Annotated in this window: 8 protein-coding genes; 6 read left to right on the top strand and 2 right to left on the bottom strand. The window is 62.3% G+C overall.

Going from position 1 to position 14,935, the window contains the following annotated elements:
* Entirely contained in the window at positions 1–999 is a 999-nt protein-coding gene (locus EV664_RS00100; protein ID WP_133493680.1) for a 4-hydroxyproline epimerase, read from the bottom strand.
* Positions 1,000–1,211: 212 nt separating this feature from the next.
* On the opposite strand from EV664_RS00100, the gene EV664_RS00095 reads away from it, so the two are divergent.
* Positions 1,212–2,441 carry an NAD(P)/FAD-dependent oxidoreductase gene (locus EV664_RS00095; RefSeq protein ID WP_133493679.1) on the top strand — a complete coding sequence of 410 codons (1,230 nt, stop codon included), beginning with the start codon at positions 1,212–1,214 and terminating at the stop codon, positions 2,439–2,441.
* Complete coding sequence (locus tag EV664_RS00090) at positions 2,438–3,625, top strand: M24 family metallopeptidase (protein WP_133493678.1); 1,188 nt, start codon at positions 2,438–2,440, stop codon at positions 3,623–3,625. Before EV664_RS00095 ends, EV664_RS00090 begins: the two co-directional genes overlap by 4 nt.
* Here EV664_RS00090 and EV664_RS00085 read toward each other — a convergent pair.
* Positions 3,622–5,991, bottom strand: a complete 2,370-nt coding sequence (locus EV664_RS00085; RefSeq protein ID WP_342353517.1) for a glycoside hydrolase family 127 protein — start codon at positions 5,989–5,991, stop codon at positions 3,622–3,624. The genes EV664_RS00090 and EV664_RS00085 overlap by 4 nt on opposite strands.
* A 315-nt stretch (positions 5,992–6,306) precedes the next feature.
* Between EV664_RS00085 and EV664_RS00080 the strand changes: the two genes are divergently transcribed.
* The 4 genes from EV664_RS00080 to EV664_RS00065 all read left to right on the top strand — a co-directional run bounded on the left by EV664_RS00080 (position 6,307) and on the right by EV664_RS00065 (position 14,691).
* Entirely contained in the window at positions 6,307–8,961 is a 2,655-nt protein-coding gene (locus EV664_RS00080) for a DUF5695 domain-containing protein (protein ID WP_188656341.1), read from the top strand.
* A gap of 67 nt (positions 8,962–9,028) precedes the next feature.
* Complete coding sequence (locus tag EV664_RS00075) at positions 9,029–9,952, top strand: dihydrodipicolinate synthase family protein (RefSeq protein ID WP_133493677.1); 924 nt, start codon at positions 9,029–9,031, stop codon at positions 9,950–9,952.
* 72 nt (positions 9,953–10,024) lie between these two features.
* Positions 10,025–11,449, top strand: coding sequence for an amino acid permease (locus tag EV664_RS00070; RefSeq protein ID WP_133493676.1), 1,425 nt, complete (start codon positions 10,025–10,027; stop codon positions 11,447–11,449).
* A gap of 296 nt (positions 11,450–11,745) precedes the next feature.
* Complete coding sequence (locus EV664_RS00065; RefSeq protein ID WP_229668011.1) at positions 11,746–14,691, top strand: TonB-dependent receptor domain-containing protein; 2,946 nt, start codon at positions 11,746–11,748, stop codon at positions 14,689–14,691.
* The last annotated feature ends 244 nt before the right edge of the window (positions 14,692–14,935 follow it).

Below are 14,935 nucleotides of genomic sequence, written 5' to 3'. Positions count from 1 at the left end.
TCATGTGACCTGAAACCCTCGCCAGAACAAATCTTCCTCGTCAATCCAGATCGTGTTCAGTCCGGTGGCGATTGCCGATCCTTCGATCGAGGGGATGATGGCGGGGTGGTCCCCCAGCATCACCTCACGCTCGATCCGCCCGGTAAAGCGGCTGCCGATATAGCTCTCATGGACGAAGCTTTCGCCCACGCTCAGCCGCCCGGCGGCGCGAAGATGCGCTATACGCGCCGAAGTGCCCGTGCCGCAAGGACTGCGATCGATCGCCCGGTCGCCGTAAAATACCGCATTGCGACCGTGTGCACCCTCGCCTTTGGGAGTGTCCGCCCACAACACATGGCTCACGCCCTGAATCGTCGGATCGACCGGATGTACCGGGGTTACCTGTTCGCGAACCGCCGCCCGCACTTTCGGGCTTAGGTCGAGCAGTCGCGCCGCCCCCATCGCATCCAGCCCCGCATAGCTGCCCTGCGGTTCGACGATTGCATAGAAATTGCCGCCATAGCTGATATCGACGGTCAGCGGCCCGATGCCTTCCACATTGATCCGGATGTCGCGTGCCGCGACATAGGATGCGATATTGGTGATCCGGACCGACGTCACCCGATTGCCGCTTTGCTCATAACGAATGTCGATCAGCCCGGCGGGAACCTCGGCGCGCACCCTGCCCGGTTCAGCGGGATGGATCAGGCCGTGCTCAATCCCGAAGGTGATGATACCGATCGTGCCATGCCCGCACATCGGCAGGCATCCCGATGTTTCGATGAACAGAATCCCGACATCGGCATCCTCACGCGTCGGCGGGTACAGAAACCCGCCCGACATCATGTCATGCCCGCGCGGTTCGAAACACAGGCCGGTGCGAATCCAGTCGAACCGGGCAAGGAAATCCTGCCGCCGTTCGGACATGTTCGCTCCCTTTAGCGGCGGCGCGCCGCCGGCGACCAGCCGCACAGGGTTTCCGGCCGTATGGCCGTCGATGCAGAAAAATGTGTGTCGCATGATCGTTCGTGTCAGAAGATGGGGTCAGGAGTGCAGCGACATGCGGCACGACGCGTCGCTGAGGAGCCGAAAAACCGTCATTCCAGCACCTTCTCCCTTGCACCGTCCTGTCGGATCGTACCAGATGTTTCCGGCAACGACCGCACTGCAATTGCACTATTATACCGTATACTATAGGGGCCGTTGCGGTGCAACGGGCGAAGAATGCGAACATGACGGTAGTAATCGGCGGAGGGATTGTCGGGCTGAGCAGCGCGCTGGCGCTGGCGCGTGCCGGACAACGCGTCATCGCTTACGCCCCGCGCGACGATGCTGCGCCCTCCTGGGGCAATGCCGGGCATATCGCGGTGGAGCAGATCGCCCCGCTCGCCTCGCGCGCTGCATTGTTCGCCGCGCCGCGAAAGCTGTTCGCCGTGGGCGGGGCGCTGGACTTCCCCCCCGGCATGGCGCGGCACTGGCTGCCCTTTGCCTGGCGCTTCCTGCGCGCGACGGCGCCGCGGCGATTTCTTGCCGGACAGGCTGCGCTGGAAGGGCTGATGGCCGGTGCGATGCCCGCCTGGCGGCGGCTGGTCGAAACGCTGGATGCGCCCGATATGCTCAGCGAAAACGGGCATCTGGTGGCATGGGAAAGCGCCGCTTCGGCAAAAGCGGGACAGCGCGCGTGGGAAGCCGCAGCGCTCGGCACCGCGACGCTCGCGCCCGCCGATGCCCGAACGCAAGCGAAGCTCGCCGCGCTGACCGAAGCGCGATTATTCGGGCCGGTCGCGTTCACCGGCAGCGGCCAGATACGCGACCTCTCCCGCCTGCACGATTGCTTGCGCACCGCGCTGGTCGACGCAGGCGTCGAGGTACGCGAGCGCCATGCCGATCTGGCGCTCTCCAACGGCCGTGCGTCCATCGACGGCGTCGCGCCCGATGCGGTGCTGATCGCGGCGGGAACGGGATCGCGTCTCCTGATGGAGCAGACCGGCCATCGCACGCCGCTGATCGCTGAGCGGGGCTATCATATTCGCGCAAGCGCGAACCGCTGGCCCGCTGACCTGCCGCCGGTTGTGTTCGAAGATCGCGCGATGATCGTCACGCGCTATGAACATTGCGTTCAGGCGGCGAGCTTTGTCGAACTGGGCGATCCCGCCGCCCCGCCCGATCCGCGCAAATGGCGACGGCTGGAACGCCATGTCGCCGAACTCGGCCTGCCGATCGAACCGCCCTATCGCCGCTGGATGGGATGCCGCCCCACGCTTCCCGACTATCTTCCGGCGATCGGCAAGTCGCGCCGGGCGTCGAACCTCTTTTACGCTTTCGGGCATCAGCATCTCGGCCTGACTCTCGCGCCCGTCACCGCAGAGATTGTCGCTGCGATGATCGGCGATGCGCCGCCCGAACGCGACCTCGCCCCTTTCGATATCGAACGTTTCCAAACCAATGGGAGAATTTCATGATCGGCGGATCGACCCCCGAAGCGGAACTGGCCGACCTCGAACGCTGGCAAAACCCCGCACCGGCCATTGCGCAGCAGGAGCGGATCGAGCGGATCGAAAAGCTGCGTGCGCTCGCCGGCGGTTCGGGTGCCGACGCGGTGCTGGTGAATGTCGGGGCCAGTATGCACTATTTCACCGGCGTGCCGTGGCGGCCGACCGAGCGGCTCGTCGCCATGCTGGTGCCGGTATCGGGGCAGCCGGTGATGATCTGTCCCGCCTTCGAACTCGGCTCGCTCGAAGCCGATCTCTGCATCGCCGCGGATATGCGGCTATGGGAGGAGGATGAAGATCCGATCGCGCTGATCGCCGATACGCTGGCTTCGCTGTCGGGCAAAACGCTGGCGGTGGACCCGCTCTTTCCGTTTCAGTGGGGCGAGCGGCTGCGCGCAGCGACCCCTTGGCGGCTGATCGACGGCGGCCCCGCGATCGACGAGTGCCGGATCATCAAATCGCCCGCCGAACTCGCGCTCCTTGCACAGGCAAAGGCGATGACGCTGGAAGTGCATCGCCGCACCGCGCGCATCCTTCGCCCCGGCATCCTGCAAAGCGAGGTCGTCCGCTTCATCGACGCGGCGCACCGCGCGCTGGGCGCGTCGGGGTCGAGCTTCTGCATCGTCCAGTTCGGCCATGCCACCGCCTATCCCCACGGCCTGCCCGGCGACCGCGCGCTGGAAGACGATCAGCTCGTGCTGGTCGATACCGGTTGTCTGGTCGACGGATATAATTCCGACATTACCCGCACTTATGCTTTTGGCGAAGTGGGCGCGGACGAACACCGCATCTGGGCTGTTGAGGCAGAGGCGCAGCAGGCGGCATTCGACGCCGTGCGCCCCGGGCGCACCTGTGAGGAAATCGACGCGGCGGCGCGCGGCGTGATCGAAAAAGCGGGCCTCGGTCCCGATTACAGGCTGCCCGGCCTGCCGCATCGCACCGGCCATGGCGTCGGCCTTTCGATCCACGAACCCGCTTATCTGGTGCGCGGCGACCGGACCGTGCTCGAACCGGGCATGTGCTTTTCGAACGAACCGATGATCGTCGTGCCCGATCGCTTCGGCATCCGGCTGGAGGACCATTTCCACGTCACCGAAACCGGCGCAGCCTGGTTCACCCCGCCGCAAGCGGCGATCGACCGGCCGGTCGGTTAAGGTGCGGGCCGGGCGGTGAACAGGCGCACGCCGAATACCGGCCCGGCACTGCTGCGGTCGTGCGGAAGGAAGGTGATGCGCACCTTCTGCTTACCGTGGGTGAGCGCCTGCGGCAGGGGATATTCGACGTCGAAAAATTCGCCGGGCTTGTCTGCGTCCAGGTGCTGCGTGGCCAGCTTCACGCCATCGACCATGATGTCGAAATCGCGCGAACGTTCGCTGCCCCAATAAGTCGCCTGCAGGATAAGCGGCCCCGGCTTCACCTTCATATCGAAGGCGAAGAAGCCGCCCGAACGCGCATCACGCCCGTTTTTCCCGCGATAGGTTACGGGGTAGGAAATTTCCGACGTCAGGTCATGATCGCGCTCGGGCTGCATCTCGCCCAGATGCATGACATCGACCGACCGGGCGGCGATATCCTTTGCGCGCGCCTGCGCGGCAAGGAAGGCCGCCTCCTCCGCTTTCCATTCAGGCTCGGTGAACCGTTTGAAATACACCGCACTGCGCCGCTCATACTGGCTGTAAAAGGGCACGAAATTCAGGTTTTCAGGCCGGATGATCCCTTTGGTGCTGTACAGGCCGCGATCGGCGGCGACCGGTGTAAAACCAGCGAGCAGATCGGAGCCCACCATCGCGGGATCGGTCGCATTGAACGGGTTCTCCGCCGTCCCCAGATCGCCCGCCAGCACCATCGGTCCGCGAAGCACGGCAATCGTCTTTTCATCGCCCGGCGTCGCTTCGATGCGCAGGTCGAGCGGCGTCACGATAGCCACGCTGTCGCCCGCTTTCCAGTCGCGCTCGATGACGGCATAGCCCCGGTCGGGCGTCACCGGCACCGGTTTGCCGTTTACGGCAAGCTGCGCGCCATCGCCTGCCCAGCCGGGAATACGTAGCGCCACCGCGAACCGTCCCGGCTTTGCCAGCCGATCGAAACGCAACCGCGTTTCAGGTTCGAACGGATAATTGGTGTCGAGCGTTATTTGCGCCCCGCGCGCCTGCCACTGCGCCTCGGCCGGAATATAGAGATTGACGAACAGCGTGTCGCCGCTTTCCCAGAATATCGCCTCGCCATGTTTGGCATGGCTTTCCATCCCCGATCCGACACAGCACCAGAATGCATCCTCGTCCGGTTTCGAATATTCGCGTGCCGTACCGCTCATCAGCGGCGTCATATAGGTAAAGCCCGCCGTGCGCGGATTCTGCGCCGACAGCACGTGATTAAGATGCGCGCGCTCATAATAATCGAACAGCGCACCATCGGGATTCCAGCCGAACAAATGCCCGGTCAGCTTCAGCATATTATAGGTGTTGCAGTGCTCGCACGTCTGCTCGGTAATATGCTCCGCGATCGTATCGGGCGCGGAGAAATATTCGCGATCGGCATTGCCCCCGATCACATAGCTGTGATGCCGCGTCACCGTTTCCCAGAAGAAGCGTGGCGCAACCCGCTGATCCTCCTTGCCGGTCAGTTCGTGCAGCCGGGCAAGCCCGATCAGCTTGGGCACCTGCGTATTGGCGTGCAGGTTCGATAGCTGATCCTGCCGCGCAACCAGCGGGTCGAGCACCTTGCGGTCATAGATACGCTCGGCCAGCCGCAGCCAGCGTTTGTCGCCGGTACGCGCGTACATTTCGGCGAAACTTTCGTTCAGCCCGCCATATTCGCACGCCAGCACTTCCTGCATCTGCGCATCGTCGAGCGCGGCGAACACGCGTTCGAAATAGCCGCCCAGCGCAAGCGCCACCGCCATCGCCTTGTCATTGCCGCACATCGCCTGAACGTCGAGCAGCCCGGCGAACAGCTTGTGCACCGTATAAAGCGGCGACCAGGAACCGTTCAGATCGAAGCCGCCCGAACGGATTTCGCCGCGCATGATTTCGGGAAAAATCTCCTCACCATCGGCGATGGTCCCGTCCTTGCGCTTACGCTGAAGCGCGCCGACATAGCCGGTGCCGCGCTTTTCCTGTGCTTCTGCAAGTTCATCGACGATGTAATTCGCCCGCTCGCACGCTTCCGCATCGCCGGTCTGCGCATGGGTGAGTGCGAGGGCGGAGAGATAATGACCCAGCGTATGGCCGGCGATCGTATCGCTTTCCCACCCGCCATAGATTTTCCCCTTGGGCTTCAGCCCCGCATAAAGGCGGAAATTGTGGAGCAGCCGATCGGGTTCGAGCCGCATCAGATAGCCGCGATTGACCTCTACGGCAGTCGCAAAGTCGGAAGGGAGCAGGCGTACCGCCGATAACGGTAGGGGCGCGGCCCGGTTCGGCAGGCGGGAAGCGAGCGGCGAAAAAGCGAATGCGGCCCCGCCTCGTCCGATCAAAGCGCCCATTGCGGCACCGATGAGCAATGTCCTGCGCGTCGTCACGATCAACCTCTCCCCTTGGATATCGTATACGATATGTGTTTTTGAGCCGGGGTCAATCCATCTCGCACAAAATGCCTGCCTGGCTGTGCGACAGCTCTTCCGATACGTATACGATATAATATACTTGACCTGAGGAACGCGACCCGGTTGTATGCACCTCAATGCGCGGCCGATACCGCTACCGCGAGAAAGGCAGTAAGGGGGATTGCCGTGAAAGCGAACCGCATCATCAGTATCGCCGCGTTAACGGTAGCCGCCCTTTCCGGCCCGGCCTGTCCGGCGGAGCTTCGAGCAGGCTCCGCTCCGAGGGTCAGCATGATGAACCGGGAGCTTCCCGCTTTTGCGGTCGGATTGCGCAGCGATACCCAGACGCTCGTCCGCCTCTCGCCGCGCGCGCTTCCCGGTTTCAGCTTCGTTCCGACCAGCCGGGAAGCTGAACGAAGCGGCGACGGCTATAACCATATCGGCGACCTTAACCTGCGCCTGCGCACCACTGGCGGCGAATGGCGCGACTTCGCCTCGGCGCATGATCGTGCCCCGATCCGTGCACTGCCGATTCATGGAGACATCATCGCCGCTGCCGACATCACCGCGACGATGGGCACCGGCTTCCCGCTCACCGTCCGGCGCGACTGGATCGCGGCCGATGAGGCGCTGATCGTGCGCTTCACCCTTACCAATCCCACCGATCAACCGATCGAGATCGGCGCATTCGGCATGCCGATGGTGTTCGACAATATCATTCAGGACCGCACGCTGGAGCAAGCGCATGCCAAGGCGAGCTTCGTCGATCCCTATATCGGCCGCGATGCGGGCTATCTTCAGGTCACGCGCCTCAATGGCAAGGGACCGGCGCTGCTGGTCCTGCCCGAAAAGGGCACCCCCCTCGAAGCCTATCGCCCGCTGCGTCACGCGGGGGCGAGCGACCATGACGCCGACATTTTCACCGAACGCACCCCGCGCAATCAGACCTCGGAAGGCTTTTACGACTGGACCGTCGCCAGCAAGGGGTTCGCGGAGCGCGAATGGAAGCAAGCGGGCCGCCAGTGGAACGAGCCGACCAGCATCACGCTTGCCCCGCATGAAACGCGCCGCTTCGGCCTGCGTCTCGTCCAGTCGCCGACCATCCGAGGAATAGAGGACACGCTGGCCGCCTATGGCCGACCGGTCGCGATCGGAATCCCCGGCTATGTCGTCCCCGCCGATATGCATGTTTCGCTGTTCCTGAAAGCGCCGCAAAAGGTCACCGGCTTTTCCAGCTATCCCGATGGCGCGCTGAACGTAACGCCGATGCCGGGGCGCGGCATGTGGCAACGCTATGCGGTGACGGGGCACGGCTTCGGACGCGCGCGCCTCACCATCGCCTATGCCGACGGCAGCGCGCAGACGGTTAGCTATTTCCTCACCAAAGCACTCGACCGGACGGTCGCCGATCTGGGCCGTTTCACCACCGATCAGCAATGGTTCGACGACAGGAGCGACCCGTTCCACCGCGCGCCTTCGGTCCTCAGCTATGACGATGAAGCGGGCGCGATCCTGACGCAGGAACCGCGCGTCTGGATTGCGGGCCTGAGCGATGAAGGTGGCGCGGGCGCATGGGTCGCCGCGATGATGAAGCAGCTCGACAATCCCGATCCGCAGGAAGTCGCGAAGCTCGAACGCATGGTCGACGAAACCGTGGTCGGCAAGCTTCAGGTCGCGGACGGTGCCCATGCGGGCGGGGTTAAGAAGAGCCTGTTCTATTACGACCCAAAGGCGTTTCCGGGCTATTATAACGCCGATACCGACTGGTCGACCTGGACGTCATGGCCGAAAAAGGAGGCGGACGACCTCGGCCGTTCGTTCAACTATCCGCATGTCGCAATCGGCCATTGGGTGCTCTATCGCCTCGCGCGCGATCATCAGGGGCTGGTCAGCGCGCATCCCTGGCGCTGGTATCTGAACCACGCATATCAGACCATCGTGGCGATGATGCGCGACGCGCCGCATTATGCGCAGTTCGGTCAGATGGAGGGCGAGGTGTTCCTCGACATCATGGCCGATCTGCGGCGCGAGGGCATGACGCAGCAGGCGGACACGATCGAAGCGCTGATGAAAGCGCGCGCCGATCACTGGGCGACACTCCCCTATCCGTTCGGCAGCGAAATGGCGTGGGATTCGACGGGCCAGCCCGAAGTCTATGCATGGATGCGCTATTTCGGCCGGCAAAAGCTCGCCGACGAAACGCGCGAGGTGATCCTCGGCTATGATCCAACGATCCCAAGTTGGGGTTATAACGGCAATGCGCGGCGCTATTGGGATTTCCTCTATGCCGGGAAATATCCGCGTATCGAGCGGCAGATCCATCATTACGGATCAACCAACAACGCCATTCCCCTGTTCGAAGCCTATCGGCAGAATCCCAAAGACCTGCACCTGCTGCGCGTCGCCTATGGCGGCCTGATGGGCGGGATCACCAATATCGATCAAAAAGGGTTCGGATCAGCCGCCTTTCACAGCTGGCCTGATATGATGCGCTGGGACCCGTATAGCGGCGATTACGGCATGGGGTTTTTCGCCCATGCCTATGCAACCGCCACCTATCTCGTGAACGATCCGCGTTTCGGCTGGATCAGCTTCGGCGGCAATCTGACTCAGCAGGGCACCCGCATTAAGGTCGCGCCGAAGGACAGCGCGCGCAGCCGATTCTTCATCGCTCCGGCGGGCCTGTGGATGACGCTCGATGCCGGAAAGTTCGACACGGTCGATTACGACACCGCAACCGGCATGGTGACGCTCACCCTCGCGCCTGCGACCGCCGATACCGCAACCGCGCTGCTTCGCTTCGACCAGACCGCAGACGGCCCGGTCTATGCAATGCAAGGCGATGATCGGCTCGAACGCGGTGCCCATGCCATTGCCCTAGGCGAGCGTCCGACAAAGATCACGCTCAGGCCGGAGACGGCGCGCCTTTCCGCCGAATCGGACTGATAATCCGGTTGCCGGTGTGAATATTATACCATATACAAAGATATCTTATCTGGAGGAATTACGAGCAATGACCGCGCCAACGACCTTGTGGAAAGGCGTATACCCCGCCGCGACGACCCAGTTCGCAGCGGACGATTCGATCGATCTCGACGCAACGCAGCGGATGCAAACCGCGCTCGTCGATGACGGGGTCGACGGCCTGATCCTGCTGGGTACGTGCGGCGAGAATAATTCGCTCACCGCCGACGAAAAGCGAACGGTACTCTCCGGCGCAGTCGAGGCGCTGAAGGGTCGTGCGCCGCTGGTCGCGGGTGTGTCGGAATTCACGACCGCAGCCGCTATCGACTATGTCCGCGATGCGGAAAAGATCGGCGTTGATGCGCTGATGGTACTGCCCGCGATGGTCTATGTTCCCAGGCCGGAGGAACTGGCCGCACATTTCCGCGCCGTGGCGGAAGCGACTTCGCTGCCGATCATGCTCTACAACAATCCTCCCGCCTATCGCACGACGATCGATTTCGACACGCTCGCCTCGCTTGAGGATGTTTCGAACATCGTTGCGGTCAAGGAAAGCGCGCCCGACACGCGGCGCATCACCGATGTCATCAATCGTTTCGGCGACCGCTATACCGTGATGGCGGGCCTCGACGATATCGCGCTCGAAGGGCTGATGCTGGGCGCCAGCGGCTGGGTATCGGGCCTTACCAGCGCTTTCCCGCGCGAATCCGTCCGCCTTGTCGCAGCGGCCGATGCCGGCAACTGGGAAGAAGCGCGCGAAATCTATCGCTGGTTCATGCCGCTGCTCCATCTCGATGCCGAACATGATCTGGTCCAGTCGATCAAGCTCGCTGAAGCGATCATGGGCCGGGGCAGCGAGCGTGTGCGCATGCCGCGCATGCCGCTCACCGGCGAACGCAGGGCAGAGGTTACGCGCATGGTCGAACAATGCCGCGCGACGCAGCCAAGCCTGCGCGAAACCGAACGGGTCTGACCAGCATGGCCGCGCCTGCGCGGCACGGCCACCGTTAAATGACCGGATCAATGCAAAAGGGGTAGGAATCGCATGGGGCTATTGGGGCGGATCAAGCCGATCGAACGCGGTGCCGGTAACGGCGAACATCGGCTGAAACCCAGCCTCTCCTGGCCTCACCTGATCGCGCTTGGCGTCGGTGCCATCGTCGGCACCGGCATTTACACGCTCACCGGGGTGGGCGCCGATCGCGCCGGCCCCGCCGTCATCCTGGCCTTTGCCATAGCCGGTGCGGTTTGCGCCTGCGCCGCGCTTGCCTATGCCGAGCTGGCGACCGCAATCCCGGCGGCGGGCAGCGCCTATACCTATAGCTATTCGGTGCTCGGCGAAGTCGCCGCATGGATCGTCGGATGGAGCCTGATCCTCGAATATTCGCTCGCCTGTTCGGGCGTCGCGGTCGGCTGGTCGGGCTATCTGGTCGGGCTGATCCAGTCGGCGGGCGTACATCCGCCGCAATGGCTGCTCGCCGGTCCCGATGCGGGCGGGCTGATCAACCTTCCCGCGGTTCTGGTGTCGATGGGCATCGCCGCGATGCTGATGGCGGGAACGCGCGAAAGCGCGACGGTCAACATCCTGCTCGTCATCATCAAGCTGGTGGCGCTCGCGATCTTCGTGGTGGTCGTCCTCCCTGCCTTCGATTCAGCCAATCTGCACCCTTTCATGCCCTATGGCTTCGGCAGCCATGTTATCGACGGCGAAAAGCGCGGGGTGATGGCGGCGGCGGCAATCGTGTTCTTCGCCTTTTACGGCTTCGACGCCGTCGCAACCTCGGCAGAGGAAGCGCGCAATCCGGGCCGTGATCTCAAAATCGGCATCATCGGGTCGATGGCGGTATCGACCGGCATCTATATTCTGGTCGCGGTGGCGGCGGTCGGTGCGGTGTCGTATCAGATTCTCGGCGGATCGCCCGAACCGCTCGCGCTCGCGCTGCGCGAGCTCGGCCATCCGGTGACGTCCTGGCTGGTGGCGGGCGCGGCGCTTGTCGCCCTGCCCTCGGTGATTCTGGTGATGATGTACGGGCAAAGTCGCATCTTCTTCGTCATGGCCCGCGACGGCCTGTTGCCGCGGCGGCTTGCCCGTGTGTCGAAGCGCAGCGGAACCCCGGTTTTCGTCACTGCGATCACCGGCCTGTTCGTGTCGCTGATCGCTGCCTTTTTCAATGTCGGCGAAATCGCCGAGCTCGCCAATGCGGGCACGCTGCTGGCCTTTATCGCTGTCGGCGCATGCATGATGATCCTGCGCCGCCGCGCGCCCGATCTGGAGCGCATCTTCCGCTGCCCGGCCCCCTATATCGTCGGCACGGCAGCGATCCTCGGCTGTATCTATCTACTGATCAGCCTGCCCGAAAAGACGCTGGTTCGCTTCGTTCTCTGGAACGCCATCGGGCTGGCGGTCTATTTCGCTTATGGCCGCGCGCGCAGCCAGGTTGCCCGCGATATGGTCGACGCTGCCGGCTGATCGACCGCCGCCCGCCTGCGGGACTTCTTTATCGGATTTCAACAGGTTCGATCGTGAGTCGGAACGATGCCGGGCGTGTCTGTATGTCCCATCATCTTTGCCCGCGACTCGCGCCGATATGAATCACGAACCGCATCGCCTTCGATCCGCGCTGAAGACCATCACTGTCAAAAACGCGTAACCGTTTGGAAACAAATCGATAATTATTGAATATCAGATATCGTATAATTTATTTGATAACCATCTGGAATCATGTTTTCTTTTCATCGGGTCACAAGATGAAAAGGGGGTTTGATATGCAGTTCATGCGCAATAAAAAGTCTGCACTGCTCGGTTCGGCAGGAATCGCGCTCGCGACGATCATGATTTCCGCTCCTGCGCGCGCGCAAAGCGACGCCGCTGCGCAGACCTCTGCCAGCGAAACCACCGACGATATTCTGGTCACCGGCTCGCTGATCCGTCGTCCCAATCTGGAAAGCAGCAGCCCGGTCACCATGGTCGATAGCAAGGAATTCCAGTATCAGGGTTCGACTGCGGTAGAGGACACGCTCAACCGCCTTCCCCAGTTCACCCCGGACGCCAATTCGAACGTCTCCAACGGGTCGGACGGGACCGCGAACATCAATCTGCGCAATCTGGGGTCCAACCGCGTGGTGACGCTGCTCAACGGCAAGCGGCTGCTCCCCACGCAGGCGATGGACCTCAACTTCATTCCCGCCTCGCTGGTCGAACGGGTCGATGTCCTGACCGGCGGTGCCTCGGCAGTATATGGTGCCGATGCGGTATCAGGTGTCGTCAATTTCATCCTGAAGGACGATCTGAACGGCGTCCGGATCGATTCCACGTACAGCTTCTTCCAGCATAATAACGACAACCGCACGCTTCGCGATCTCGTATCGGGCAGCGGATATGAAGTCGCGCCGAAACATGTCACCGACGGCGACACCTATGAAATCAACGTGGCGATGGGCACCGATTTCGCCGATCATCGCGGCAACGTCACCATGTTCATCGGCAACCGCCATTCGAACCCGGTGCTGCAATCGCAGCGCGACGTTTCCGCCTGCGCGCTGAGCCCCGCCGATGCGGCGCGAAGCCAGCTTCGCTGCGGCGGATCGAGCAACAACCAATATGGTCTTTTCACGCTGCTCTCCGGCCCCAATCAGGGCCAGACGCTGGTCAATGCCAAGGACGGATCGAAAAACTGGCAGCCTTATGACCCGTCTTTCGCCTATAATTACGCCCCGACCAATTATTTTCAGCGCTCGGACAATCGCTACACGGCGGGCGCATTCGCCCATTATGACGTCACGGACTTTCTGACGCTCTATGGCAGCGCGATGTTCATGGACGACCATACATGGTCGCAGGTCGCGCCCTCGGCGATCTGGCAGGGAACGACCTTCGCGATCAATTGCGACAATCCGCTGCTCAGCGCATCGCAGGCATCGACGCTGTGCGGGGCCGATGCGGGCACGTCCGAAAATGCGGACGTATTCATCGGCTATCGCCCGACGGCGGGCGGTGCGAGCCCGCGGCGTGACGACCTTCGCCACACCGATTATCGCTTCACCGCCGGACTTCGCGGCGATGTCGCAAAGGGCATTTCCTTCGATGTCAGCGCGCTGCGCTCCGAGGTGATCTTCGACGAAAGCTACAAGAACGATATCGATCAGACGCGTGCGGCAAAGGCGCTTCAGGTCGTCAATGTCGACGGAACGCCGACCTGCAAATCAGTGATCGACGGCAGCGATCCGGCCTGCGCCCCGGTCGATGTTTTCGGGTACGGCACGATCTCGGACGAAGCGTTCCAGTATCTCTACGTCCCAAGCTACACCCATGGCGTCAATCGGCAGCTGGTGCTGAACGGCACGGTCAACGCCGATCTCACCAGCTATGGCATAAAGACCCCATGGGCGGATCAGGGCCTTGGCGTCGCACTGGGCGTCGAACATCGTGAAGAATATCTCGATTTCCAGGCCGATCTTGTCGCTTTGTCGAAGGGCAGCCAGAACGCGCACGGCACGATCGACGTCAACGAAGTGTTCGGCGAACTCGATCTGCCGATCGTGTCCGATGTACCGTTGATCCATTCGCTCGGCGTGGACGGCGGTTTTCGCTTTTCGGACTATACGAACAAGGGTGTTTCCTCGAAATCCGAATATAAGACATCGACCTACAAGCTCGAATTCCACTATGCGCCGACCCGCGATATCCGGTTGCGCGCAAGCTATAACCGCGCGGTTCGTGCCCCCAATATCGCCGAACTCTTCCAGTCGCAGGGGCTCGGCAACATCTCGGCAAGCGATCCGTGCGCGGGCGCTTCTCCGGCGGCCAGCTTTCAGGCGTGTCAGGCGAGCGGCGTTACTGAGGCGCTATACGGCAAAATCCCCGAATGTCCGGCCGAAACCTGCGTTCAGCAATTCGGCGGCAATCCGAACGTGAAGCCCGAAAAGGCCGACACCTATACGATCGGCGCGGTTTTCACGCCGACCTTCCTGCCCGATTTTACGATGTCGCTCGATTATTACCGGATCAAGGTCGACGGCTATATCGGCAGCATCGATCCGGCGCTGACGATCAAACAATGCGTTGCGACCGGCAATCCCTTCTTCTGCGACCTGTTCCACCGCGATCCGCGTTCGGGCGTATTGTTCGGCACCGACGGCTATGTCGTCGCGACGACGCAGAATACCGGCTATCTGAAGACCGACGGTATCGACATCAACGCCAACTATGCGGTGGGTGTCGGCAGCATGGGCAGGCTCTCCTTCGATCTGGTGGGAAGCTATGTGCTGCATCAGATCACCGAACCGCTACCCGGCCTCGGCACCTATGACTGTGTCGGCCTGTTCGGGCCGAGCTGCGGTCAGCCCAATCCGCACTGGCGCCACACGATGCGCACCACCTGGCAGATGCCCTGGTCGAATGCGACGCTTTCGATCAACTGGCGGCACAAAGGCCCGGCGGAGATTACCAACAACCAGGATAATTCGCTGCTTTCCGGCACACCCTATGTCTATGGCGCGAAGATCAAATCCTATGACTATTTCGATCTTGCCGGAACGGTGAAGGTACTCGACGGCGTGTCGCTGCGCGCCGGCATCAACAATCTGTTCGATCGCGATCCGCCCGCTTTTTACGAAGGGCAGAACAGCGCCTTCGGCAACGGCAATACGTTCCCCGGCTTTTACGACGCGCTCGGCCGCCGGATCTTTGCCGGGCTGACCGCCGAATTCTGATCCGGGCCGGTATTTCCCCGGAACTGACGGGCCGTGCCAGACGCACGGCCCGTTATTTTCACGGTTCGCCCGGCAGGAGGATCATCCGATGCGCCTGAACATCGCTCTCGCCCATGGCGCAAGGCATCTGCCTACGGGCAAGGACGATGCATTATGGCATCGATTTCCATAAACACCGGATCGGCGCAGCGTGAAAACCGGCAGCTTGTGCCCGCTTTCCCCTGCCGGCCCTGCACCGGGCGGT

Source organism: Stakelama pacifica, from assembly GCF_004361835.1.
GTDB classification, from domain to species: domain Bacteria; phylum Pseudomonadota; class Alphaproteobacteria; order Sphingomonadales; family Sphingomonadaceae; genus Sphingomonas; species Sphingomonas pacifica.
The sequence above is the reverse complement of the archived record's forward strand: the minus strand, read 5'-3'. Positions and strand labels throughout refer to the sequence as shown.

Coding starts and splice junctions, on each gene's coding strand:
- EV664_RS00075 (WP_133493677.1), top strand. CDS start 9,029: ATGACCGCGCCAACGACCTTGTGGAAAGGCGTATACCCCGCCGCGACG.
- EV664_RS00095 (WP_133493679.1), top strand. CDS start 1,212: ATGACGGTAGTAATCGGCGGAGGGATTGTCGGGCTGAGCAGCGCGCTG.
- EV664_RS00080 (WP_188656341.1), top strand. CDS start 6,307: ATGATGAACCGGGAGCTTCCCGCTTTTGCGGTCGGATTGCGCAGCGAT.
- EV664_RS00070 (WP_133493676.1), top strand. CDS start 10,025: ATGGGGCTATTGGGGCGGATCAAGCCGATCGAACGCGGTGCCGGTAAC.
- EV664_RS00065 (WP_229668011.1), top strand. CDS start 11,746: ATGCAGTTCATGCGCAATAAAAAGTCTGCACTGCTCGGTTCGGCAGGA.
- EV664_RS00100 (WP_133493680.1), bottom strand. CDS start 999: ATGCGACACACATTTTTCTGCATCGACGGCCATACGGCCGGAAACCCT.
- EV664_RS00090 (WP_133493678.1), top strand. CDS start 2,438: ATGATCGGCGGATCGACCCCCGAAGCGGAACTGGCCGACCTCGAACGC.